General features: G+C 59.4%; 23 protein-coding genes and 1 pseudogene. 11 read left to right on the top strand and 13 right to left on the bottom strand.

Annotated features, from left to right (window positions below; translation table 11 throughout):
- Nucleotides 1-6: 6 nt before the first annotated feature.
- Entirely contained in the window at nt 7-360 is a 354-nt protein-coding gene (locus GNF76_RS01010; protein ID WP_178123119.1) for an MGMT family protein, read from the bottom strand.
- 163 nt (nt 361-523) lie between these two features.
- On the opposite strand from GNF76_RS01010, the gene GNF76_RS01015 reads away from it, so the two are divergent.
- Nucleotides 524-1,531 (top strand): DUF481 domain-containing protein, encoded by a 1,008-nt coding sequence (locus GNF76_RS01015; RefSeq protein ID WP_155581325.1) that lies wholly within the window; start codon nt 524-526, stop codon nt 1,529-1,531.
- 24 nt (nt 1,532-1,555) lie between these two features.
- Here GNF76_RS01015 and GNF76_RS01020 read toward each other — a convergent pair whose 3' ends face one another.
- A complete protein-coding gene (locus tag GNF76_RS01020; protein WP_155581326.1) occupies nt 1,556-2,314 on the bottom strand; it encodes an SDR family oxidoreductase in 759 nt (252 codons plus the stop codon).
- Between the two features lie 75 nt (nt 2,315-2,389).
- Between GNF76_RS01020 and GNF76_RS01025 the strand changes: the two genes are divergently transcribed.
- From GNF76_RS01025 to groL, 4 genes are all read left to right on the top strand, one after another.
- A complete protein-coding gene (locus GNF76_RS01025; RefSeq protein WP_155581327.1) occupies nt 2,390-3,121 on the top strand; it encodes a HugZ family pyridoxamine 5'-phosphate oxidase in 732 nt (243 codons plus the stop codon).
- 66 nt (nt 3,122-3,187) lie between these two features.
- The gene (locus tag GNF76_RS01030) at nt 3,188-3,664 is read left to right on the top strand and encodes an FxsA family protein (RefSeq protein ID WP_155581328.1); all 477 of its coding nucleotides are present in this window, start codon (nt 3,188-3,190) and stop codon (nt 3,662-3,664) included.
- A 247-nt stretch (nt 3,665-3,911) separates the two neighbouring features.
- Nucleotides 3,912-4,208, top strand: a complete 297-nt coding sequence (locus tag GNF76_RS01035; protein WP_003208599.1) for a co-chaperone GroES — start codon at nt 3,912-3,914, stop codon at nt 4,206-4,208.
- Between the two features lie 50 nt (nt 4,209-4,258).
- Nucleotides 4,259-5,902 (top strand): chaperonin GroEL, encoded by a 1,644-nt coding sequence (gene groL / locus GNF76_RS01040; protein WP_076015366.1) that lies wholly within the window; start codon nt 4,259-4,261, stop codon nt 5,900-5,902.
- Between the two features lie 160 nt (nt 5,903-6,062).
- Here groL and GNF76_RS01045 read toward each other — a convergent pair whose 3' ends face one another.
- From GNF76_RS01045 to GNF76_RS01065, 5 genes are all read right to left on the bottom strand, one after another.
- The gene (locus tag GNF76_RS01045; RefSeq protein ID WP_155581329.1) at nt 6,063-7,505 is read right to left on the bottom strand and encodes a family 8 glycosyl hydrolase; all 1,443 of its coding nucleotides are present in this window, start codon (nt 7,503-7,505) and stop codon (nt 6,063-6,065) included.
- 145 nt (nt 7,506-7,650) lie between these two features.
- On the bottom strand, nt 7,651-8,949 hold the full coding sequence (locus GNF76_RS01050) for a sensor histidine kinase (protein ID WP_155581330.1): 1,299 nt from the start codon (nt 8,947-8,949) through the stop codon (nt 7,651-7,653).
- Nucleotides 8,939-9,637 carry a response regulator gene (locus GNF76_RS01055; protein ID WP_155581331.1) on the bottom strand — a complete coding sequence of 233 codons (699 nt, stop codon included), beginning with the start codon at nt 9,635-9,637 and terminating at the stop codon, nt 8,939-8,941. Before GNF76_RS01055 ends, GNF76_RS01050 begins: the two co-directional genes overlap by 11 nt.
- A 73-nt stretch (nt 9,638-9,710) precedes the next feature.
- Nucleotides 9,711-10,454, bottom strand: coding sequence for a phosphatase PAP2 family protein (locus GNF76_RS01060; RefSeq protein WP_155581529.1), 744 nt, complete (start codon nt 10,452-10,454; stop codon nt 9,711-9,713).
- Nucleotides 10,455-10,508: 54 nt separating this feature from the next.
- Nucleotides 10,509-12,458 carry an LTA synthase family protein gene (locus GNF76_RS01065; protein WP_155581332.1) on the bottom strand — a complete coding sequence of 650 codons (1,950 nt, stop codon included), beginning with the start codon at nt 12,456-12,458 and terminating at the stop codon, nt 10,509-10,511.
- 200 nt (nt 12,459-12,658) lie between these two features.
- Between GNF76_RS01065 and colR the strand changes: the two genes are divergently transcribed.
- From colR to GNF76_RS01090, 5 genes are all read left to right on the top strand, one after another.
- Nucleotides 12,659-13,342 (top strand): two-component system response regulator ColR, encoded by a 684-nt coding sequence (gene colR / locus GNF76_RS01070; protein WP_155581333.1) that lies wholly within the window; start codon nt 12,659-12,661, stop codon nt 13,340-13,342.
- Nucleotides 13,332-14,612, top strand: coding sequence for a sensor histidine kinase (locus tag GNF76_RS01075; RefSeq protein ID WP_155581334.1), 1,281 nt, complete (start codon nt 13,332-13,334; stop codon nt 14,610-14,612). The genes colR and GNF76_RS01075 overlap by 11 nt, the downstream gene beginning before the upstream one ends.
- A 190-nt stretch (nt 14,613-14,802) precedes the next feature.
- Nucleotides 14,803-15,483 carry a class I SAM-dependent methyltransferase gene (locus GNF76_RS01080; RefSeq protein WP_155581335.1) on the top strand — a complete coding sequence of 227 codons (681 nt, stop codon included), beginning with the start codon at nt 14,803-14,805 and terminating at the stop codon, nt 15,481-15,483.
- Between the two features lie 4 nt (nt 15,484-15,487).
- Nucleotides 15,488-16,204 (top strand): lipopolysaccharide kinase InaA family protein, encoded by a 717-nt coding sequence (locus tag GNF76_RS01085; protein ID WP_155581336.1) that lies wholly within the window; start codon nt 15,488-15,490, stop codon nt 16,202-16,204.
- Nucleotides 16,204-16,431 carry a hypothetical protein gene (locus GNF76_RS01090; protein ID WP_155581337.1) on the top strand — a complete coding sequence of 76 codons (228 nt, stop codon included), beginning with the start codon at nt 16,204-16,206 and terminating at the stop codon, nt 16,429-16,431. Before GNF76_RS01085 ends, GNF76_RS01090 begins: the two co-directional genes overlap by 1 nt.
- 58 nt (nt 16,432-16,489) lie before the next feature.
- Here the strand turns inward: GNF76_RS01090 and GNF76_RS01095 are convergent, their stop codons facing one another.
- From GNF76_RS01095 to GNF76_RS01105, 3 genes are read right to left on the bottom strand one after another with little or no spacing between them, the layout of a single operon-like run.
- Nucleotides 16,490-17,587 carry a DUF1513 domain-containing protein gene (locus tag GNF76_RS01095; protein WP_155581530.1) on the bottom strand — a complete coding sequence of 366 codons (1,098 nt, stop codon included), beginning with the start codon at nt 17,585-17,587 and terminating at the stop codon, nt 16,490-16,492.
- A 2-nt stretch (nt 17,588-17,589) separates the two neighbouring features.
- On the bottom strand, nt 17,590-18,654 hold the full coding sequence (locus GNF76_RS01100; RefSeq protein WP_155581338.1) for an imelysin family protein: 1,065 nt from the start codon (nt 18,652-18,654) through the stop codon (nt 17,590-17,592).
- Between the two features lie 31 nt (nt 18,655-18,685).
- Nucleotides 18,686-20,110, bottom strand: a complete 1,425-nt coding sequence (locus tag GNF76_RS01105; protein WP_155581339.1) for a di-heme oxidoreductase family protein — start codon at nt 20,108-20,110, stop codon at nt 18,686-18,688.
- 138 nt (nt 20,111-20,248) lie between these two features.
- Here GNF76_RS01105 and GNF76_RS01110 point away from each other — a divergent pair, with 138 nt between their 5' ends.
- Nucleotides 20,249-20,806, top strand: a complete 558-nt coding sequence (locus tag GNF76_RS01110) for a nitroreductase family protein (RefSeq protein ID WP_155581340.1) — start codon at nt 20,249-20,251, stop codon at nt 20,804-20,806.
- Between the two features lie 156 nt (nt 20,807-20,962).
- Here the strand turns inward: GNF76_RS01110 and GNF76_RS29850 are convergent, their stop codons facing one another.
- The 3 genes and pseudogenes from GNF76_RS29850 to GNF76_RS01120 all read right to left on the bottom strand — a co-directional run bounded on the left by GNF76_RS29850 (nt 20,963) and on the right by GNF76_RS01120 (nt 23,639).
- A complete protein-coding gene (locus GNF76_RS29850) occupies nt 20,963-21,718 on the bottom strand; it encodes a methyl-accepting chemotaxis protein (RefSeq protein WP_425502781.1) in 756 nt (251 codons plus the stop codon).
- Nucleotides 21,719-21,820: 102 nt separating this feature from the next.
- A pseudogene (locus GNF76_RS29855) lies at nt 21,821-23,101 on the bottom strand (methyl-accepting chemotaxis protein); the annotation flags it as partial.
- A gap of 136 nt (nt 23,102-23,237) precedes the next feature.
- Nucleotides 23,238-23,639, bottom strand: coding sequence for a YbaN family protein (locus tag GNF76_RS01120; RefSeq protein ID WP_155581342.1), 402 nt, complete (start codon nt 23,637-23,639; stop codon nt 23,238-23,240).
- Nucleotides 23,640-23,653 lie beyond the last annotated feature (14 nt).

Consider the following 23,653-nt stretch of genomic DNA (forward strand, 5'->3'; position numbering starts at 1 on the left):
CGCACTCTAACCGCTGTGCTCTACCGGGCGCCAGCCATGACGCCGAATATCAACGCGATTGTTCAGGATACTGACACCTTCGCTGCGCAAACGCGCACGTTGTTCGTCCCCTGAGGCGCTACCTACCGGCAGACTTATCCGACCGCCGGCACCCAGCACTCGGTGCCAGGGCAACTTGGTGTCGCCGGGGAGTTGGCTAAGGGTGCGGCCAACCCAACGGGCCGCGCGACCCAAGCCTGCGAGGTGCGCCAGGTCACCGTAACTCACCACACAACCCGCAGGGACTTGGGCGAGGGTCAGGTAGAGCGCAGTGCGGCGTATCTGGGCTGGGCTTTGTTCTTCGTCGGCGGGGTCAGTCACTTGAGCGTATCCCGTTGAAATCGTCGGTCTATTTGTAAGAAACGTCTGTAAATATGGTGATGAGAATTGAACTCAATATAGATAGTCGAGTCAGTCCTTGCTAAGACTTTATCCTTGACGATAATGCCTGTTTTTTCCGCAAACTTGAGCCCATCATCCGCTTATGCTGTCCAGAACTCTGCTGTGCCTTGCTGTTTTCAGCGCCTCCACGCCCCTGCTTGCCGATACTGTCTGGTTGAAAAATGGTGATCGCCTGACCGGCAAGATCAAGGTCTTTGATGGCGGTAAATTGCTGATCCAGACCGACTATGCCGGTTCCATCCCGGTGGACTGGAAACAGGTGAAGACCCTGGAAAGTGACCAGGAATTGCTGGTCAAGCAAGATGCCTACACGGGGGAGAAAGCCAAATCCCTGCAGGCCGCCGAGCCTGGCAAGGTCACCCTGGCCAATGGTGAGGCACCCAAGACCGTCGAATTGGCAAGCATCCAGCAGATCATCAAGCCCAAGCCTGTGATCGAAGACCTGGTGTGGAAGGGCAATGTCGACGTAGCGCTGGACTACAAGCGCGCAGAAAAAGACACCAATGACTACGACATCGACTTCAAGACCAGCGCCCGTCATGGCGCCTGGCGGCATACGGCCAAGGGCGAATACAACCGCGAGTTCCAGAACGACGTCGTGACGACCGACAACTGGAGCGCCGAGTACGACCTGGACCGATTCCTCACTGAACAGTGGTTCTGGCAGGGGCGCTTGACCTACAAGCGCGACAAGATCGAAGACCTGTCCCGTCAGCGCACCGTTGGTACCGGCCCGGGCTATCAGTTCTGGGATGATGAGTTGGGTGCGTTTTCCTTGGGCTCGCTGTTGAACCGTACGGATTACGAGTACTCGGACGGTGGCAAAGACAATTTCTACTCACTGGCGATGAAGTGGAATTACAACCGTTACCTGGTTGGTAAGACGGTGGAGTTCTTCACCAACGGCGAAGTTGGCAAGCCGCTGGCGGGGCCTGCCGACTACTCCCTCGATGCGGAAATGGGCTTGCGTTACAAGGTCACCGAATGGGCGTCTCTCAACCTTAAGGCTGAGCGCGACATTATTAGTGGTAGCTCGGACAGTGATTTGAGCAAGACGCGCTATACCGCAGGTTTTGGCGTGACCTGGTAAGGGCAGGGGCGAGCGTGCTCGCCCTTACAACCGCAACCCGCCATCCATCTCCAGAATCCGGCCGGTGTAATAGTCGTTCTCGAAAATATATGCCGCCGAATGAGCAATCTCCTCCGGTCGCCCCATACGCTTGAGGGGAATCCCCGCCGTCATCTTCTCCAGCGCCTCAGGTTTCATGCCCAGGGTCATCTCGGTCTCGATAAAGCCTGGGGCAATACCCGCTACGCGAATGCCGTAGCGAGCCAGTTCCCTGGCCCAGGTCACGGTTGCCGCAGCGACTCCGGCCTTGGCGGCCGAGTAATTGGTCTGACCGACATTACCCGCCCGGGAAATCGATGAGATGTTGATAATGGTGCCCTGGTTCTTCAACTCGACCATCTTTGCCGCCACTTCACGGGTGCACAGGAACACGCCGGTCAGGTTGACGTCGATCACCGCCTGCCACTGAGCCAGGCTCATCTTGGTCATCTCGCCGTCCTTGACCTTGAGCAGCAAGCCATCGCGCAAAATCCCGGCGTTGTTGATCAAGCCGTGGATGGCACCGAAGTCTTCGGCAATCTGCGCCACTGTCTGGACGACTTGCTCTTCATTGGCCACGTTGCACAGATAGGCGCGAGCCTTGACGCCATGGGCCTGGCAGGCAGCGACTGTCTGGTCGAGTTTTTCCTGATTCAGGTCCACCAGTGCCAGGTTGGCGCCTTTGCCTGCAAAATACTCGGCCATGGAACGGCCCAAACCCTGGCAACCGCCGGTGATAATGATTACTTTGTCGTTGAGATGCATTCGCATGTCCTGTGAGCAGATTTAAGCGCTCACCCTAGTCCGTTTTTTGACGGAATTTATCGAAGGAGTCATAAGTTGAGCGCGCACGTTGCCAAGAATGCCCGAGAACTACTGCTCAAGGAATACCGTGGAGCGCTCTCCACGTTGTCCAAGGCCATGCCCGGATTTCCCTTTGGCTCGGTGGTGCCTTACTGCCTGGATGCCGACGGCCAGCCGCTGATTCTGATCAGCCGCATCGCACAGCACACCCATAATTTGCAGAAAGACCCCAAGTGCTCGCTGCTGGTGGGTGAGCGTGAGGCGGACGATGTGCAGGCCGTAGGGCGTCTGACCTACCTGGCTGAAGCGCAGAAGATCACTGATCCTGCGGCGATCGACGCGGCAGCAGAGCGCTATTATCGCTACTTCCCTGATTCGGCGAATTACCACAAGGCCCATGATTTTGATTTCTGGGTGCTCAATCCGGTGCGCCATCGTTATATCGGCGGTTTTGGCGCGATCCACTGGGTCGACCAATTAACCTTGGCCAATCCGTTTGCCGGCAAGGCCGAGCAGAGCATGATCGAGCATATGAACAGTGACCACACCAAGGCCATTGCCCACTATGTTGAGTTGGCTGGCTTGCCGACAACAGAGCCTGCCCAACTGGCCGGTATCGACAGTGAAGGTATGCACCTGCGCATTGCTCAGGCGCTGTACTGGCTGCCTTTTGCCGAGCCTTGCAATACGCCGACACAAGTACGCGAAGCCTTGGTTTTCCTGGCTCACGCGCAGGCCTGGCCGAAAAAAGCCGTCGCCGAAGCTTGAATTCACGAAACGGCGACGTCATCTAAGGTGAACTGGCAAGGCATTCTTGCGTTGAGGAACCATTTGATGCGCCCTTTTTTATTGCTCTTTCTGCTGTTCCCGGTGTTGGAGCTGTTCGTATTCGTCAAGGTCAGTGCGGCCATCGGGTTTTTCCCGGCCCTGCTGCTGATTATTCTCGGCTCGATGCTCGGCGTGTTCGTGCTGCGTATCGCCGGCTTGGCCACTGCGCTGCGCGCTCGTGAAAGCTTGAATCGCGGCGAGTTGCCGGCCCAGACCATGCTTGAAGGCCTGATGATGGCTTTGGCTGGCGGCCTGTTGATCCTGCCGGGTTTTGTCAGCGACGTGGTCGCCTTGGTGCTGTTGATGCCGTTCACTCGTCGGCTATTGGCGGGCAAGATGCGCCAGCGTGCCGAAGAGGCTGCGATCCGCCAGCGTGCGTTCGCCGATGACCTGCAACCGCGCGGCGGCCCGGCTCCGCGCCAGCCTCTGGGGCGTGAGGGCGATGTGATCGAAGGCGAGTTCGAACACCGCGACTCCAAGTAGTCCCTTCACTGACACGGCACCTTTGGGTGCCGTGTTGCTTTTAAAGGTTCGGCAAACACAAAAATTTTCATCCCCAAGCCTTGTAATAAGCTTATGCGCCCTTATGTAACGGTCACCGCAAGGTTTCTGGTGGCAACACCAGACAGACTTCCGCGTTTCGCCCTGCGAACCGCGACCGGCGCCGCCGGAATTTAACCTGCCGGAATTGACACCGGCCGATGAAAAACACAATTAGGAGAGATCGACAATGAGCAAGCTTCGTCCTCTGCATGACCGCGTCGTCATCCGTCGCAGTGAAGAAGAAAAGAAAACCGCTGGTGGGATCGTTCTGCCAGGTTCGGCTGCTGAAAAAGCCAACCACGGTGTGATTCTCGCTGCTGGCCCAGGCAAAACCCTGGAAAACGGTGAAGTACGTGCGCTGGCTGTGAAAGTGGGTGACAAGGTTGTATTCGGCCCTTACTCCGGCAGCAACACTGTGAAAATCGACGGCGAAGACCTGCTGGTAATGGCTGAGAACGAGATTCTCGCTGTTCTGGAAGGCTGATTTCCCCGCTCATTTTCCCGTTACTACAAAGTATTTAAGGAATATCGATCATGGCTGCTAAAGAAGTTAAATTCGGCGACTCCGCCCGTAAGAAAATGCTCGCCGGTGTCAACGTCCTGGCTGACGCAGTAAAAGCGACCCTGGGCCCTAAAGGCCGTAACGTGATCATCGAGAAGAGCTTCGGCGCTCCGACCATCACCAAGGACGGCGTGTCCGTTGCCAAAGAAATCGAGCTGAAAGATCGCTTCGAAAACATGGGCGCGCAGCTGGTCAAAGACGTTGCCTCCCGTGCCAACGATGACGCAGGCGACGGCACCACTACCGCTACCGTTCTGGCTCAGTCGATCGTCAACGAAGGCCTGAAAGCCGTCGCTGCCGGCATGAACCCGATGGACCTGAAACGCGGCATCGACAAGGCGACCATCGCCATTGTCAAAGAGCTGAAGTCCCTGTCCAAGCCATGCGCTGACACCAAGGCTATCGCTCAGGTCGGCACCATCTCGGCCAACTCCGACAGCTCCATCGGCGACATCATTGCCGAAGCCATGGAAAAAGTCGGTAAAGAAGGCGTGATCACCGTTGAAGAAGGCTCGGGCCTGGAAAACGAACTGTCGGTTGTTGAAGGCATGCAGTTCGACCGTGGCTACCTGTCCCCGTACTTCGTCAACAAGCCAGACACCATGACCGCCGAGCTCGACGGCCCGCTGATCCTGCTGGTCGACAAAAAGATCTCGAACATCCGTGAACTGCTGCCCGTTCTGGAAGCTGTTGCCAAAGCCGGCCGCCCATTGCTGATCGTGAGCGAAGACGTTGAAGGCGAAGCCCTGGCGACTCTGGTTGTGAACAACATGCGCGGTATCGTGAAAGTGGTTGCCGTGAAGGCGCCAGGTTTTGGCGATCGTCGCAAGGCCATGCTGCAGGACATCGCTGTTCTGACTGGCGGTACCGTTATCTCCGAAGAGATCGGCCTGAGCCTGGAAAGCGCTACCCTGGAACACCTGGGTAATGCCAAGCGCGTCACCGTGACCAAGGAAAACACCACCGTCATCGACGGCGCTGGCGTCGAAGCCGACATCCAGGCTCGTGTTACCCAGATCCGTGCACAAGTGGCTGATACCACTTCCGACTACGACCGTGAAAAACTGCAAGAGCGTCTGGCCAAGCTGTCCGGCGGCGTTGCAGTGATCAAGGTTGGCGCGGGTTCCGAAGTTGAAATGAAAGAGAAGAAAGCCCGCGTTGAAGACGCCCTGCACGCTACCCGTGCAGCCGTTGAAGAAGGCGTGGTACCTGGCGGTGGCGTGGCACTGGTTCGCGCTCTGCAGGCTATCTCCGAACTGAAAGGCGACAACGCTGATCAGGACGTCGGTATCGCTCTGCTGCGTCGTGCTGTTGAAGCACCGCTGCGCCAGATCGTTGCCAACTCCGGCGACGAGCCAAGCGTAGTTGTCGACAAGGTCAAGCAGGGTTCGGGTAACTTCGGTTACAACGCTGCTACCGGCGAATACGGCGACATGATCGAAATGGGCATCCTGGACCCAGCTAAAGTGACTCGTTCGGCTCTGCAAGCGGCTTCGTCGATTGCCAGCCTGATGATCACCACTGAAGCAATGATCGCCGAGATCAAAGATGACGCTCCTGCTGGCGGCGGTATGCCAGACATGGGCGGTATGGGCGGCATGGGCGGCATGATGTAAGCCAGCCTTACCCCGATACTGAAAAGCCCCGCCTGCAGTGATGCAGGCGGGGCTTTTTTATGGCTGTAGCCGCTGCCGAGGTACGAGGCTGCGATGCGTGTCCGCAGGGCCGCCCGGCTGCCAGCTTCGGTCGAGCGCGACCTCGGCAGCGCCTACAGGATCAGCCCAATCCTCCTCGGCGCAACAGCTTCTTGAACGTGAACCCACGAGCAAGCTCCAGTCGCACTGGCGGATTTACGGCAACTGGCACAGATCCCATAGACGCTCGAGTTCGGGTGAATGGCTGATTAGCAGACACGTGTGCTGCCTTTTTGCTCGGTGCAGGCCTGGGACGTTCCCAATGGCCGGACATGATGACCATGCTCAGCAGTTTGAGGGTGTTGCCGTAGTAGGCGTTGTCCGTGATCGACTGGTGTTGCAGGTTGTCCCAGACACTGTTGACCCAGGGCTGATTGTCGGCGCTGATCATTGCGCTGACCCCCAGGGCCGAGACAAACCCCAGGGCATTCTTGCCCTCATCGACGAGGGCGCTGCCGTCGATCCTGTAACCGCTGTTGAAGGCTGCGGGATCATCATGGGTGGTCGAGCGTGCCCAGCGGTTGAACACGGTCAACGCTTCAAGGGCTCTAGGGTCACCGTAAAGCAGGTAGTCCAGGCCGACACGCCAGGGATAGCGAGCGGCGTTCCAGGCATAGTCACCGTCGCGCTTGTTGCCCACCAGCTCGGAACGGGCGGGGGTCATCGAGGTGTCCAGATGACTGATGAAGTCCGGCAACAAGGCGCTTTTTGGGGTGTAGCGCTGGTTGAAGGTGTTGATGATCGAGTAGGTCTTGTCGCGTACGGCTTGCCAGCGCTTATCGCCGGTGATGGCGTAAAAACTGTAGAGGTGCGATTGCATGAAGTCCGAGCTGCGGGTTGCGTACTCGATTTCGTGATCACCATCGGTGCCGGCCCAGTCGCCGATCATCAGGTGGTGGGTCCTGGGGTGGACTTCGTGTTTGAGGATTGCTGCCAGGACAGCATTGGCCTCGCTACGGTAGTCGATGATGCCTTGGCTGCCCCACTTCTGGTCGGCCAGGAGTAAGGCATAGGCGATGTCGAGGTCACCGTCGGTGGCGCTGACGTCGCCCCGGAATCGGCCGGTGGAGTTACCGCAGCCTTCAATCTGGTTCCAGGCCATCAAGCCAGGGTCGGACGTGGCCGGATGGTCCTCGAAGTAACGCACCATGCCGTCGAAGATCTTTTGTGCGTCGGTGTCGTAGTCCGCCATCATCACGCTGATCAGCATGCCGTAGCCGTGGGCTTCGGACACGGTGATGGTGCCGGGCGCGGTATCGCCGCCCACCGGCTTATGGTCGGCGTTGACCTTGACGAAATAACGGCCGCTGCCGCATTCGTCGGAGAGATAAATCGCTTTCCAGGCCTTATAGAAGGTGGCCAGTTGCTGATCCATGTCGGCCTGGGGCAAATGATCAGGGGCGATGGTGCCGGGATAGTAAGGGGCGCGAGGGCTATTGGCCGAGACGGTGCAGGTGAATAATGCGCTGGCCGCGATGCACAGCGACAGCACCAGTGCAGTGCTTGGCCGTTTAGGGTGACGCATGAGGTGACTCTCCAACCTGTTCCAGGGGGCATGGACTCAGGGCGGGCGCTGGCAGGGTGGCCGAGCGGTCCTGAATCAGGTCGGGAGGTTAACGGGAGTGGGAACGGTTCACTGTCACCGGCTGTAACAGGCTGGCTATTCGAGGCTACAAGGGCCGTAGTGGCAATATGAGGCTCATGCGCGCACCGCCCAGGGGGCTGCGGGAAATCGACAATTGGCCACGGTGCCAATGGGTGGCACGTTTGGCCAAGGCCAGCCCGAGGCCAAAACCGCTGGGTTCATCGCGGCCCAAGGCCAGGCGGACAAAGGGCTCGAAGATTTTTTCGCGATTCTCCGGCAGTACTCCGGGACCGTCATCGTCGACGTGCAGCACCAGGTGCTGTTGATCGTGGTACGACACGCTGACGTTCACTTGCTCACGGGCATAGGTGACGGCGTTACTCAACAGGTTGCGCACGATCAGGTGCAGCAACGAGCGATCACCTACCAGTTCCAGGCCCGGTGGGTCGGTTTCCAGGGTCAGCAGGCGGTGGTGGCCATCGAGCAAGGCAAACTCCTGTTGCAGCCAGGCGCGGATATTGATGGGCTCGTGGTGCAGGTCCGCTGGGGCGTCGGCCAACCGGGCAAAGGCCAGGCTGGCGCGAACCAGGGACTCCAGTTCTTCGATGTCGGTTTGCAAACGCTCTTGCAGACGCGTGCGGGTGATGGGGTCTTCGCTTTTACTCAGCAACGCCAAGGCAAAGCGCATTCGGGCCAGAGGCGTGCGCAGTTCGTGGGACACGGCCTGGGAAACCTCTCGAAGACGTTCTCCCATCGAGGTGATTTCCTGGGCATGCCGTTGCAGTGTCAGCAGCAACGGTGCCCACTCCAGGCTCATTGCTGGCAGCATCACATTGGGCGTGCGCGCCAGGGCACGAATGCAGTCATCGAGTGCATTCAGGTCGTTGGTGTACTTGCGTCGCGCGCGTAAACCGAACCACAGAAAGAACAACACCGGCAGGCCAGCGACGCAGGCGGTTATCCAATAAACCGGAAAGCGCAGCAGATCCTTGGTTTCAGCGGTGCCCCACATGGGGCCGAATTGAATCACCGTGTCATCGTCCAGCGGGAAGTAGGTGATGTCTTCGTCACTGTTCATGGCCGGCTGGTGGTGTTCCAGCATGACGATAGCCTCAGGCGGCAATTCGATGTCATCGATCTTCTCCAGGCTCACTGGGTACTGGAAGCGTGCCTGGAGTGACTCGATGTGCGCCTCGCGCTGTTCGGCCGGCAAGGCCTTGAGTTGCTCGGCCACCAGATAGCCCGGCCCGGCCATCAGGCGCAGGAAACTGTCTTCGCCGACAAACACCGAGGCATTGGTGCACAGCCACAGCAGGTAAAGGGTCAGGGCTGCCCAACTGGTGCCGGCCACTATCGCCATCCACGGGCGCAACTTAGACCGCATGGGCGTTACCTGGCGGGACTTCGACAAACAGGTAGCCCTGGGCAGTAATGGTCTGGATGGTCACCGGGCACTCAAGGGTCATGAGTTTTTTGCGCAGGCGCGATACACGCATATCAATGGAGCGGTTCAGTCCGTCGTATTCCAGGCCGCGCAGACGCTGCAGCAGTTTTTCCCGGGTCAGCAATACCCCGCAGTGACGGGCGAAAATGGCCAGCAGCTCGAACTCGGCAAGGGAAAACTGCAAGGGCACTTCATTGAGCCAGGCGAAGTGATTGTTCAAGTCCAGCTTGAACTGCCCCCATTGGTAGTAGGCGCGGGGGGCCTGAGGGTGGCGGCGTAGCAGCGAGCGGATCCTCGCCAGCAACAATAACGGGTCTATGGGCTTGACCACGTAGTCGTCGGCTCCGGCTTCAAAGCCGATCAGTTGTTCGGTGTTTTCATCCAGTGCCGTCATCATCAGGATCAGCCCAGGATATTGGTCGCGAATCTGCCGGCACAAGGTGAAACCGTCGATCCCCGGCAACATGACATCCAGGATCAACAGCGCAGGCTGCTCGTCGTGGATGCGCTGGGCGGCAAGGTCGCCCCGGTGTTCCACGGCGACGGTAAAACCTTCGGCGCGCAGGAATTCGGCTGTCAGTGCCGCCAGTGGCAGGTCGTCTTCAATCAGCAGTAGAGTGTCGGACATGACTCAAGGTGATCATTGCCAGGGGAGGGGCGCAGTGTTGCGCCCTTGCCCCCGGCTAGGCAAGGGCTGTCTATCAGGGCGTTGCGCGCTGGTTCTGGAAAGTGGGTTCAGCCGTCTTCGCCGGTCGATACAGCAGGAAGTAATACGTCCCCAGGCCAATCAGCCAGCAAAAAATCGCCGTCCACACGTTATGAGAAAAGAAGTGCGCACCTTGCATCATCCGGCCAATGGAAAACACCGTTCCCAGGCAGGCGGCAAAGATGAAGGCGTTGCGCGCCATGCGTGGCCGACGGTCGCGCAAGACAAAGAACAGTGCAAACAAGGTAAAGCCGGTTGCCGCATGGCCGCCGGGCCAGCAGCGCCCAGGTTTGTCGGTGGGAGGGCGTGGGCTGAGCAGTTCGCTGTAGGTTTCTTTGCCGCCGAACTCCTTCAGGCTCCAGGGGCATTGCACGGCGGTGACGGCTTTCATCGGGGTGACGAATGCAGTGGCCAACGCCATGGACAACACCAGGCAGCCCAGTTCGCGACGGTAGGGTTTGAGGCGCTCAAGGATGAACGCGCCGATAAAGCCCAGGACCGCCAGCAGCGAGAACAGGATGACCACTTGCTTGGCGCGGTCGTGGAGGATGTCTTCGAGGAAAAAACTGTGGCGACCAATGAAGCCGCCCTCGGCCGGGTTGTAGAACAGCTTGGCCAGGTCCATGTCCAGTGACGTCAGTTGCAGCAACAGCAGCGTCACCGCTGCAACGACGGGTACTCCCAGGTACAGCCAGAAATTGATGGGTTTTGAGGTTGGACGGGCAACGGTGGATGACATGGCGAACTCGGACATTGAAAAAAGCCCCGGACAGACCTGCCCGGGGCGTTCTGGTTAGCGTTCGCCGAGCTGTGGGGCCACGTCCTTGGGCGCCCTCCAGCTCAGCAGTTGTTGTTTGAAACCATAGCTGGCGGCCTGGTAGTAGGTGATCGCCCGTTGGATCAACGGGTCATCACTGGTGACGCGTGATTCCTGGCTTTCGCCCAGGGCCTGGTCATGACGACGCAAGCCTTGGCGTGGGCTGAGAATGGCCAGGTCTTTGCCATCAAACAGGCCCAGGTGCTGATAGTTACCGACCACCACACGCGGTGGCAGCGGATTGTCTTGCAGCAGGTTACGGCCAAAGAAGGTCGATTCATAGTTCAGGTTGAGCAAGCCCAGCAAGGTCGGTGCGAGGTCGATCTGGCTGGCCAGTTGTGCAGTTTCCCGGGCCTCGATCAGTTTCGGTGCATAGATGAACAAGGGGATCTGATAGTTGCTGATGGGCAGGTCTTCCTTGCCTGCACTGCCGGCAGTATGGTCGGCGACGAAGACGAAGATCGTATTGTCGAACCACGGCTTCTGGCGCGCGGCTTCCAGGAACTGGCCGATGGCGTAGTCAGTGTATTTCACTGCACCGTCGCGACCGTTGCCGGATTTGATGTCGATGCGGCCTTCCGGGTAGGTATAGGGGCGGTGGTTGGAAGTGGTCATCAGTTGCAGCAAAAACGGCTGTTGCTTGGCGTAGTCGGCGTCGGCCAGTTTCAAGGTCTGGTTGTAGAGGTCTTCATCGGCCATGCCCCACGCGTTTTTGAAGGAGATTTGCGCTTCGTCGACGCTGCTCTGATCCACCACGCGATAACCGTTGCCGCTGAAAAACGCGTTCATGTTGTCGAAGTAGCCACGTCCGCCATAGACAAACACGCTGTCATAGCCGACCGCGCTGAGCTGCTGGCCAAGGCTGGCAAAGCCGCTTTCCCGGCCTATGCGCTTGACGATGGAGCGCCCCGGCGTGGGTGGGATCGCCAAGGTGATGGCTTCCAGGCCGCGATCAGTGCGGGTGCCGGTGGCGTAGAAATTGTTGAAATACAGGCTTTGTTTGCGCAGCACGTCGAGGTTGGGGGTCAGGTTGCGCCCGTCGCCGTTACTGCCCATGTACTTGGCGCTGAAGCTTTCGATGGTCACCAGCACGATATTGGGGGTGCGCAGGGTGCCCGGATGGGTGATGGCACGGCGGATATCCAGCGGGTCGGTGCCGATAAAGCGTGCGTTAGGTTCGCTGAGTTCGGCGCGCAGCTGTTTGGCGACCACCTCTGAAGGCAGGCTTTTGTAAAACTGCGGGTAGTCCAGCTCGTTGTTACGGAACGCGGCGAAGAACTGATACGGACCGTTGCTGGCCAATTCATTCTTGTAGGCATTACCGCCTTGGCTGCGCGGGCTGTCCTGGCTGATCAGTTGCAGGCTCAAGCCGGCAACCACCAGCAAGCCGAGGGCATGGAGTAAGCGGCGGCGAATGGGCGGCATTGGCGCATTGACGGCGGCATTGAAGGGCTTGCGTAATACCAGGCTCAAGACAACCGCCAGCATGGCGAGCAGGCTCAGCAGTTTGCCGATCGGGTAAGACTCCAGCAGGTTGTTCAGCACCTCGTCGGAGTACACCAGATAATCGACGGCGATAAAGTTGAAGCGCACACCGAACTCATCCCAGAACAACCATTCCGCGACTGCTGTGAACAGCATGGCGAACAGGCTGATGGTCAACAGCGCTTGCAGGAACCAGCGATGGCCACGGCGACGCCACAGGGCGGGCGGGCACAGCAGCAAATACAGGCCCAGGGGCAGGGCGGCATAGGCCAGGAAACCGAGGTCATAGAGTAAGCCGACACCCAATACCGGCAATAGATTACCGCCGACTTCGTCCAAGTGGGTCAGCAACAGCACGCTGCGGGTCAGCAGGAACACCACCAGCCAGGCGCCGGTCACTAACGACAAATAGCGCATTGGTGCGGTTTTGGGATAACCCATGTCTACGTTCCTTATATCAATGGGGCGCGATCTTCGCGTTGCACCTGTAGTCAGGGTGTGAACCTATAGTGAAAAACTTGTTAAGTCATTCAATTGGTTGAAACAATTGATCGGCGGGCCCTTCAGGCCTAGCCCTGAGTCAAAGTTGGCCTTAAGCTGCGCGAGCCAAGACGGCTGTACCGCGTACGGAGAAACTGCCCATGCGAATTTTATTGGTTGAAGACAACCGCGATATTCTGGCCAACCTGGCCGACTACCTGGGGCTCAAGGGTTACACCGTGGACTGTGCGCAGGACGGTTTGTCGGGCCTGCATCTGGCCGCCACCGAACACTACGACCTGATCGTGCTGGATATCATGCTGCCGGGGATCGATGGCTACACCCTGTGCAAACGCCTGCGTGAAGACGCCCGCCGTGATACGCCGGTGATCATGCTCACCGCTCGCGATCAACTGGATGACCGGCTGCAAGGCTTCAAGTCTGGTGCCGATGACTACCTGCTCAAGCCGTTCGCCTTGTCGGAGCTGGCCGCGCGGATCGAAGCTGTGCTGCGTCGTGCCCAGGGGGGCGGTCGCCGCGCCTTGCAGGTGGGCGACCTGCATTACGACCTCGACACTCTGGAAGTGACCCGCGACGGACGCTTGCTCAAGCTCAACCCGGTAGGCCTGAAACTGCTGGCGGTGTTGATGCAGAAAAGCCCTCATGTATTGCGCCGGGAAATTCTTGAAGAGGCTTTGTGGGGCGATGATTGCCCTGACAGTGACAGCTTGCGCAGCCACGTCCATCAATTGCGCCAGGTGATCGATAAACCCTTCGCCAAACCGTTGCTGCAAACGGTGCACGGTGTGGGCTATCGCTTGGCCGAGGGCCGAGATGGAGTTTAAGCAAAGCCTTGCCCAGCGGATCATCATCGCCTTTGCGTTGATGAGCGCGTTGGTGGCAGGAGCCTTCGCCATGGGCATCGTCGCGACGGTGCACCTGGTGGAAGAAAAGCTGATCTCAGCCGGCTTGGGCGGTGATCTGCAACGCCTGTTGCTGATGGACAGTGTCGAGGACTGGAGTCACCGCCCCGAGCCGGACCAGTTGTTCTATTTCAGCGGTGGGCCAGGGGATTTCGATCTACCCAAGGACTTGCGGCATCTGGACGCAGGTTTTCATGAGGTGTTTCGCGAGCATCTGTCCTATCACGCAATGGTTGAGATCGTCGACGGTCGCCGCTACGTCCTGCTGCAAGATCAAAGTGATTTCGAAGAGCGCGAGCGGGTGCTGTTTGCCGTGGTGCTGGTGGGCTTTGTCCTCAGCCTGGCGCTGGCGGTGTTCCTCGGCTGGATCCTCGCACGCAAAGTGATGGCGCCGGTGGTACGGCTGGCCCGCCAGGTTCGTCATCGCGACCAACTGCTCGGCTTGGCCCCACCACTGGCTCCGGACTATGCCGCGGACGAAGTCGGTGAATTGGCGGTGGCGTTCGACGCCACCCTCGGGCGTTTGCGTCAGGCGCTGTCCCGGGAGCGCTTGTTTACCAGCGATGTCAGCCATGAACTGCGCACGCCGTTGATGGTACTGGCCAGTTCCTGTGAACTGTTGCTGGAGAACCCGGCGATTGACCAGCGCGGTCGCAATCAGGTTGAGCGCATTGCCCGCGCCTGCGAAGAAATGCGTGAACTGGTGCAGACCTTCCTGATGCTGGCGCGGGCTCAGCGGGAAGACGCCAGCATGTCGCCTCAAGTCAATCTGGCCCAGGTGGCCGATGACTTGCTGGGAATCTGGCGTGAGCCTATCGACGACAAAGGCATCGAGCTGATCTACCAGCCGGGCAACCCACTGGACACCCGCTATAACGCCACCTTCCTGCACGCCGTGATGGGTAACTTGCTGCGTAATGCCCTGCATTACACCGAGCGTGGGTTTATCCGACTGACCCTGGAACCTACCGGGTTCGTGGTGGAGGACAGCGGTGTCGGGATTCCCGAGGACAAGCGTGAGGCGATGTTCGAGCCGTTTGTACGCGGCAGCGAGAAACGCGGCGAAGGCCTGGGGTTGGGCTTGTCACTGGTCCAGCGGATTTGCGAAAACCAGGGCTGGACCGTCAGTCTCAGCACCATGGAACCCAACGGCTGCCGTTTCCATGTTGAGTTGAGCCAGGTCAAATCCTGAACCCTGTCCTGCCTCTACTCTCGGGGGCAGATCCCGGCTTTTCGCCGAAGATGGCCCCATGCCATGACTTTTTCTTGTAAAACTTTGTATTGTTTTACCCTTGGACGGGACGTTTTTTTCACAAAGGGTTGACCGGACGATGACAGACCGAAACATAAGGTCGTAGGCATCAGTAACCGGAGTCCCGTTGATGTCTAGTCCGATCAAGCTCGAATTTTCCGAAAAGTACGACGATCAGCATGCGCAGAATTATTTGCTCAAGCATCAGGACACTTTCGCACGCCGGATGTCCCACAAACGCGACGAGCAATTGGCGCGCGGTGCGCTGGCCATGGCTGGCGAGCCTGGCTTGGTGCTGGACCTGCCTTGCGGGGCGGGGCGTTTCTGGCCATTGCTGGCAGAAAAACCCAACCGGGTGATTATTGGTGCCGATAACTCAGAGTCGATGTTGAAGATTGCCACCGTGGCCCAACCGGCTGATGTGGTGAAACGGGTACGTCCCTTGCAAACGTCAGCCTTTGATATCGATTTGCCAGACAACGCGGTCGACAGCATTTTCTGTATGCGCTTGATGCACCACATTGGCGAGCCTGAACACCGGCTCTCAATACTGAAGGAGTTTCAACGGGTTACCCGCGACAGCGTGATTATTTCGTTGTGGGTGGATGGCAATTTCAAGGCTTGGAAGCGCAAGCGTTCCGAAGTGCGGCGTCGCAATAAAGGGGAGCAGGGCGGTTACCAGAATCGGTTTGTGTTACCGGCTGCTACTGTTGAGGCCGAGTTTGAACAAGCCGGTTTCCGGGTTCAGGAACATTTGGACTTCATTCCGCTCTACGCCATGTGGCGAGTGTATGTATTGCGCAAGAGGTAACAGGATGGCAGTTGAGTGTTTAGCCGGTAGTGAAGTAGCTCCCGAGGAGCGATTTGATTATTTCTGGCGCCAGACAGGCGAGTGGGTCGAGGAGCCCAACGTTCGTCGTGGCGGTGAAAGTGGTGTGCAACGGGTGATCGGTACCAATGGGCGTTTGCTCTACAGCAAGCGCCAGACAGGCCACATTTACCGCAGCTGGCTCCATCCTTTTGGGCGCCCGACCGTGTTACGCGAACGTGATGCCCTCAAGGGCCTGCGTTTGTTGGATGTAAGAGTGCCTGAACTGGTGTTCTGCGGTGCCCGCCGTGATCCGGAGCATCAGTGGAAGGCCCTGCTGGTGACGGCGGCTCTGGAGGGTTTCGACGAGATCGAAAACTGGTACGCCGCCGGTGGCCGCGAGCAGTACGGTGAAGCGGTGCATGAACGTCTTCTTCAGGAACTCGCCGGGACTCTGGCGCGTATGCACAAAGGCCGGTGGCAGCACGGATGCCTGTATATCAAACATGTTTTTGTGCGGGTCACGGGTGAAGGTGATTCGGCCACTGTTGAGGTCGCGTTGCTGGATTTTGAGAAGTGCCGCCGGCGCATGACCGCTCGGCAGGCGGCGTCCCACGACATGCGTCAATTACGTCGCCACTCGTCGTGGAACAGTACCGACTGGCAAAAACTCAGCTACTTTTATGAGACGGCGTTTGGCAGCGCGATCAAAGGTTTAACCTGATGAAGCTAGAAATAGCACGAGGTTTGTTTCTGGTGGGGGCCTTGGGGATTGCTTCCTTGGCCCTGGCCGCCTGGGAGCAGCCCCGGACACAAGTGCTCAGTGCGATGCAGGGTACCGGGCACTGCCCGTTGCCTCGGGTCGCCAAGGTGAGTATTCCGGCCAAACCTGATCATGAACTGTTGCTGTTTATGTTTGGAATGTCTCAAGGGATGAGGCCGCAGAGTTGAAACGATTGAAACCCCCTGAAAAGGCCTCGCATTGCGAGGCCTTTATTTTTTGGGGCCTTCAGATCAGATGCAGGTGGTTGTCCCACAGGCCTGCTGGTAACTCCAGAGGCTTTGCCACCAACGGCGACTGTCGACAATCGTAGAAGCGGCAACGGCCTTGGCCGGAGGTCACGACAAATCCGTCTGCCACCGCACCGACCCCCGCGCAATCCGGCATCGGTCCGTCCAGGCGCAACTCGCCGCTGTCCATGTCCCAGATAAAAAACCGATTGCCCCGTGGTGCCGTGAGAGCCACCAGGCGCAGTTCGCTGTGTACGGCGACGCTGGCGGTGTAGTGCCCCATGGCCTGCAACTGTTCGTCGGCCACCGGGAATGGCACGAAAGGTTGGCCCGGCCGCTTGATCGCCAGTAACGCTGAACGCTCATGGGACGGCCCCATGAACTGCTGCCCGGCGAGGATGGTGCCGTCGCTGGCAATCCCCATGTGGCGCACGCTGTTCATCTGCTGGGCCAGGGTTTCCTTGCTCAACAGCGTACCGTCACGCTGCATCAGCACCAGGCTCGGCTCCATGGCATTGAGGTTCATCTCGACGCGGCTTTCGGCCTCGGTACGGATGCCGCCATTGGCGACCACCAGGGTTTCGCCGTCGGGCATCCATGACACCTGATGCGGGCCGATGCCGTGGGTGGAGAGCTCGCCGCTGTGCACCAGCCGCTCGCCTTCGAATGCGTACACGCCGAGTAAGCCGCGGCCGGGATCGGAGGTATCGTTTTCCGTGGCATATAGCCAGTCGCCGCTTTTGTGAATGACCGCGTGACCATAGAAGTGGCGATTGGCTTGAGAGGCAATGGTTTGCAGCAAAGCACCGTCACGCAAGTCGATCAGGTAGCTCTCGGTGCCCGGTCGGCGGGCGACAAACAGCGCAATCGGCAGCGTCGGGTGGTTGATGATGTCGTGGCAACGCTGGCTGACCTGGGTAGCAAATGCTTGTTTGCCATCCAGGTGATAGCCGACGGCATAGTGCTTGCCATCACCGTCATCCCGCGCCGAGAGCAGCAGCGGGTCTTTTCCTTTGTGCTTGAACAGCGTCCAGCCACCCAGCGTGATCGCACTGAGCAGCACGCTGCCGATGGCCAAAGCCTGTCGCCTGAGCATCATCAGTCACCGTCGTTGGCGTTAAAGCCCAGTTGGATGCCCAGCGCCTTGGCCAGTTCGCCTTCGTGCAGGCGATGAACCACGTTGAGGCTGTCGTAGAGATCGTTGAGTTGCTGGCGTCCGGCGTCATCGGCCAGCAGTTCATTCAACGTACGCTGGTTGCTGGCGAACAGCTTCAAGGACGCTGCATAGGCGGCATCGACCTTGTCGGCCAGCGGCTTCTGATCGGCTGGCAACAGGCCGCGCAGGCCCTTGTTGTCGACGCCGACCCACACCGTCTGGGCCGCCGCGAGGCTGGCTTCCAGGCTCTGCAGGGACGACTGGCTGCGCCACGCATCGGCCTGGAACGGCTGCGGGATACCCTTGCTCTGGCGACCCATCGGGGTGCCGAGTTTTTTCTTCAGGGTGTCGAGGGCGGTCACCTGGACGCGCAACAGGTCGGCGATGGCTTCGTGGGAATCAGCGTAGCGCTGGTTAGGAAACTTGGTCATCTGTGCGAGCATGCCGTCGGTGGTGTTCCAGCGCGACAGGATCTCTTCAGCGAGGACTTTCTGCCGTTCGCCAATGGCCATCAGCAATGGGCAATAACGGGCTTTCTGCTCGGCATCGGCCAGGTCGATCTTGGCGTCATACAGAATGTATTCGTAGGCGGACAGGCCCTGCACCACGACGCTGGACTTGGCCAGTGCGGCGGCATCGATCTGCGGCTGGGCAATGACCAGTTGCTCGACCTGACGGCCCACCAGGTTTTTCTTGTCGGGCCAGAACTGCACCTGCCACGACCGGTTGCCTTCAGCCAGTGGGCCGATCAGCAGCGGTTGCAACTCGGCCCAGGCCTTTTGCGCGTGCAGGAAATCGGCGCGGGCGGTTTCCAGGGTTTCCTTGCCTTGGCAGTAAGCCAGGGCGCTGACGGCCAACTGGCGGTCGGCGTCGACCCAGCGGCTGTAGGTCGGCAGGATCACTTGCTTGGCGATGGCCGCAGAGGTCACCGCCTGCGGGTCCTGGGGCGAACAGGCGCCGAGCGCGAGGGCGGCCAGGCTGGTGAACAACAACTTGGGACGGAACATGTCGAGCTCCCTTCTGTAATTATGACAACGCTTATAAAGAGTTCAGGAACGCCAGCAACGCCGCACGTTGCTCGGCATTAAAAGACAACACGTGCTGCTGCGCCGCCTGGGCTTCTCCGCCGTGCCATAGCACGGCCTCCATCAGGTTGCGGGCGCGGCCGTCATGCAAAAACTGGGTATGCCCGCTGACGGCTTGTGTCAGGCCAATGCCCCACAATGGCGGTGTGCGCCAATCGCGGCCACTGGCCTGGAATTCGGTACGGTGATCAGCCAGACCTTCGCCCATGTCATGCAACAGCAAATCGCTGTAGGGGCGAATCACTTGATTGGCCAATTCAGGTTCGGCGGCATTTTGCGCGGTGGTGAATGTGGGGGTGTGACACGACTGGCAACCCGCCTGGAAGAACAGATTTTTTCCGGCCAGCACCTGCTCACCGTTGACGTCCCGGCGGGCCGGCACTGCCAGATTACGGGTGTAGAACAGCACCAGACGCAGGATGTTATCGCTGACTTCCGGCTCGCCATCGGGACCGTTGCCGTTGGGCGCCTGTTTGCAGGCCACTTGTGCATCGGTGCAGTCATCGAACGGTCTCAGGCGAGTGGTCAGGCCCATATCACCAGAGAACGCGTGAACATTTTGTTGATTGAGGTTTGGTTGCCCGGCTTTCCAGCCAAATCGACCCAGGACGGTTTTTTGCCGGGCGTCGTCCCAGACCCGGTTCGGCCGGCCCACCACGCCGTTTTTATCCGGTTTTGTGGCGGCATTCTTGAGGATGTCGGCGTCGGAGATGGCTTCGAGCAAACCCAGGCCGATCATCGGCGGTGCCACGCGGGCGGAGAAGCGGGTGTCGGGGTGCATCGGGCCGTAACCCAGTTGGGTGATCTGCAGCGTCGGCTTGCGCAGCTCGACCACGGTGCCGTCCTTGAAACTTATGTTCACCGGCGTGTAGTCGACCCGTACCTTGCCTTCCGGGGCGACGCCAGGCACCGCCATGTCCTGCAATTGGCCGCCGTAGACCGGCTCGGGAACAATCCCCATGTGCTCGATGACCTTGGCGTAGTGCGGCGTATCAGGAATCGACAGGCGTACCAGCATCGACACGGCGTTGGGCGCGCTCGCAACCGGTGGGTGTCCACGGCCGTCCTTGATATGGCAGTTCTGGCAGGCGTTGGTATTGAACAGCGGTCCCAGGCCGTCCCGAGCGGTGGTGGTGGACGGTGCAATCACCCAGGGGCTGCGGAAGAAGCTGTTGCCGACGCTGAAATCCAGGCGCCGGGTGGGCGCCAGGTTGGCGGATGGCAGGGAGAAGGCATTCTGGTCGGTCTTTCTCACCGTTGTACCACCACCGGAACGCGCTTCACCGGGCTCAGCCTTAGTGAATCGAGGGGCATCATCGCAGGCACTCAGGCTCAGGGCCATCAAGAGTGCAGACAGGCGAAGAGGCGAACGAGACATCAGGCTTCCTGAACGTTTGCGGAAAATAAGGTCGCAAAGTCTAACAGGGCAGGGCTGATTGAATAAGAGCAATTATCGTTTGGTGCTATCGGATTCAATCCCGCTAGAATGACCGCACATTTTATTCTGGAGGTGGCCATGCAAGCTCTCGACGCTTTGCTCAACCGTGTTTCCGTGCCGCGATTGCTGGAACCGGCTCCTACTGCCGAGCAGCGCGAGGTGTTGTTCGCGGCGGCCATGCGTGCGCCCGACCACGGCCAACTGCGGCCTTGGCGCTTTTTGACGGTGGAAGGTGCGGCCCGCGAACAGATGGGCACGTTGCTGGCTGAAGCGGCTCGTTTGCAAGATGGCGACGCTCCTCAGGCCGTGATCGACAAGGCCCAGGCCGGTCCATTGCGCGCCCCATTGGTCGTGGTAGTGATTGCCCGTCTGCAAGAGCACTTCAAGGTGCCCAAGTCGGAACAGCGCCTGGCAGCAGCCTGTGCCGCCCATGGCATCCTGCTGGCGGCCTACGCCCAGGGGATCGGTGCGGTGTGGCGTACCGGTGAATTGTCCTACTCGGCGCACGTCGCCAAAGGTCTGGGGCTGGGCGCTGGTGAGGAGGTCATTGGTTTCCTCTACCTGGGCACCCCACAAAACCCGCCGCGTATCGCATCGAAGGAAGAGGCGCTGGTGACGGCCTGGACTGGCCAGTAACGCCCAGCGCCAATCTGCTTTATGTGGGAGCTGGCTTGCCTGCGATACAGACACCTTGGTATTTCAGCCATATCGAGTTGATGCCATCGCAGGCAAGCCAGCTCCCACATTTGATTGCATTTCACAGTGGGACCTCAGTGTTTTCAGTCTCAGCAATCACACCCGAAACTGATCCATCAGCTTCATCTGCTGGCTGGCCAGGGCATTGAGCTGGCTGCTGATGGCCGCCGATTCGGTGGCCTGGCCGGTCAGGGTTTCCGTTACGGTGCGGATCGCCGAGACGTTGCGGTTGACCTCTTCGGCCACGGCGCTTTGCTGCTCGGCGGCGCTGGCGATTTGCAGGTTCATGTCGCTGATTACCGTCACCGCGTCGCTGATCTTGCCCAGAGCCTGCACCGCTTGTTGAATCTGCCCGGCGTTGTTCTGCGCCTGGCTCTGACTTGAATGCATGGTCGCCACCACGCCACGGGTGGCGCCCTGGATGCGCTCGATCACCAGGCGAATCTCTTCCACGGAGTCCTGGGTACGCTTGGCCAGGTTGCGCACCTCGTCGGCCACCACCGCAAAGCCGCGGCCACTTTCCCCGGCCCGGGCCGCCTCAATCGCCGCATTCAACGCCAGCAGATTGGTTTGCTCGGCGATGCTGCGGATGACTTCCAGCACCGAACCGATCTGCTCACTGTTGACCGCCAGGGCTTCGACCTCGGTCACGGCTTTGCTGACTTCCTCGGCCAGGGTGGTGATGTCCCGCGTACTGCGCTCGATGATCGACAGGCCTTCGCGGGCCGATTGATCGGCGCCACGGGCAGCACTGGCGGCGTTGGAGGCGCTGTTGGCCACATCGTGGGCGGTGGCGCTCATTTCGTTGGAGGCCGTGGCCACCTGATCGATTTCGCGGAACTGCACCTGCATGCCTTCGCTGGTCTGGCGGGCAATTTCCGAAGACTGGTCGGCGGTGCCGCGCGCTTCGGTGATGCTCTGCTTGATCTGGGCGATGGTCGGTTGCAGCTTGTCGAGGAAGCGGTTGAACCAGTTCACCAGTTCCCCCAGTTCGTCTTTTTTGCCATAGGCCAGGCGTTGGGTAAGGTCACCGTCACCGCTGGCGATTTCCTTGAGCATGGCGGCCACGCTGTTAATCGGCCGGGTGACTCCAGTGGCAGTCAGCCAGATCAATAACAGCCCCAGCAGGCCGGCGGCGCCACCTACCAGTAAGGCTTTCAGGGTGCCACTGGCTTGGGCCTCGTCGAGCACGCCTTGCAGTTTTACCGAGTCAGCCAACAGCACTTGCTTGGGCAGTTTGATCACCACGCCCCAGGACTTGGCATCGGCAATCGGCTTGACCGGGTACACGGCGCGGATCGTGTCGTCTTGCTCGCGAACCTTGCGGGTGTCACTGGCCAGCAGTTGCACGATTTCCTTTCCTTCACTGCCGAGGGTGTCGACGAGGTTCTTGCCGACCATTTCCGGTTGGCCGCTGTAGCTGGCGATCAAACCATTGCCGGAGAGGACTTCCATGATGCCGGCTCCGTCGAACAGCTCTTGTTGGGCGGCATTGGCTGCCGCTTGCAGGGCATCGAGGGCGATGTCGATACCGATCACGCCGATCACTTTTCCATCCGCCTGCAGTGGCAGGGAAATCGTGGTCATCAGCAGCGATTTGCCGGCCACTTCGTCGGCGTACGGGTCCAGCAGGCAGGTACGTTGGGTGTCCCGTGGGCAGGTGTACCAGATGTTGTAGGGCGTACCGCTGAGGTTGAGGGTGGTTTTGGTCAGGTCTTCTTCGACGATCACGGTGTTCAGGCCTTCACCACCGGCGCGGCTCCAGTAGCTGGAAAAGCGTCCGGCTTCGTTGGAGCCGCGAACCTTGTCGTTGACGAAGTCGCTGTCCTGGCCATCCAGCGCATTGGGTTCGAAGGACAGCCAGATGCCCAGCACCTTGGTGTTGCGCTCGAAGGCGGTCTTCAGGCTGTGGTTGAGTTCTTCACGCAGGGCGCCGCCGGGCAGCGACTGTTTGCGGGCGAGGGTGCGCAGGTCCTTGATCTGGTCGGCAAGGGCGGTGACTACCAACAGGTTCTCACCGAAGGTTTTCTGCACCTGCACCGCTTGTTCCGCGGCTTTCGCCTGGAGCAGGTTTTCCACACTGGCGGTGAGCATTCGCGAGCTTGAGGTACTGATCAGTTGGTCGTTCTGGTTGGCCTGATAAATGTTCATGCTGACAATCAGCGCGATCACTCCCAACAAGCAAAGACCGGACAGCAGCACGATTTTCAAGCGAATGGAGAGGGAGTCGAACATAGGATTACTCGCGAATGGACTTATTGGTATGCAAGCAGTGCGTGGCCAAGTCCATTCGGCGCCTTGTTCGGAATATCGGCGCGAGTGGCCAATTCATGAGGGGAAGGCGATGAGCGGCTACAGAGATAGGTGCCAATCAGGAGATGGGCGTCAACGCCTCAGGCCGTGACCAGATCCACAAGTTGCCCAGGCTCATCCCGGCAATGGCCAGGTAGATGGGCCAGCCATGTTCCAGCATCACCAGCATCAAGCCGGCACAGAGCAGCATGCTCACGGTGGCGCTGACCTTGGCCCGGCGAGCGATGATTTTACCGTTGCGCCAATTGAGCAGGATCGGCCCGAACAACCGGTGGTTTTCCAGCCAGGCACTCAGACGCGGCGAGCTTTTGGTTGCGGCCCAGGCGGCCAGCAGGATGAATTCGGTGGTGGGCAGGCCCGGCACGACAATCGCGATCAGGCCGATACCCAGGCTGACGTACGCCAACAGGCCGAACAGCAGGCGTGCGGTTTTCGAGCGTGAAAGGGTCGGTCGAGTCATGGCCAATCATATGA

This window comes from Pseudomonas spelaei (genome assembly GCF_009724245.1).
GTDB classification, from domain to species: domain Bacteria; phylum Pseudomonadota; class Gammaproteobacteria; order Pseudomonadales; family Pseudomonadaceae; genus Aquipseudomonas; species Aquipseudomonas spelaei.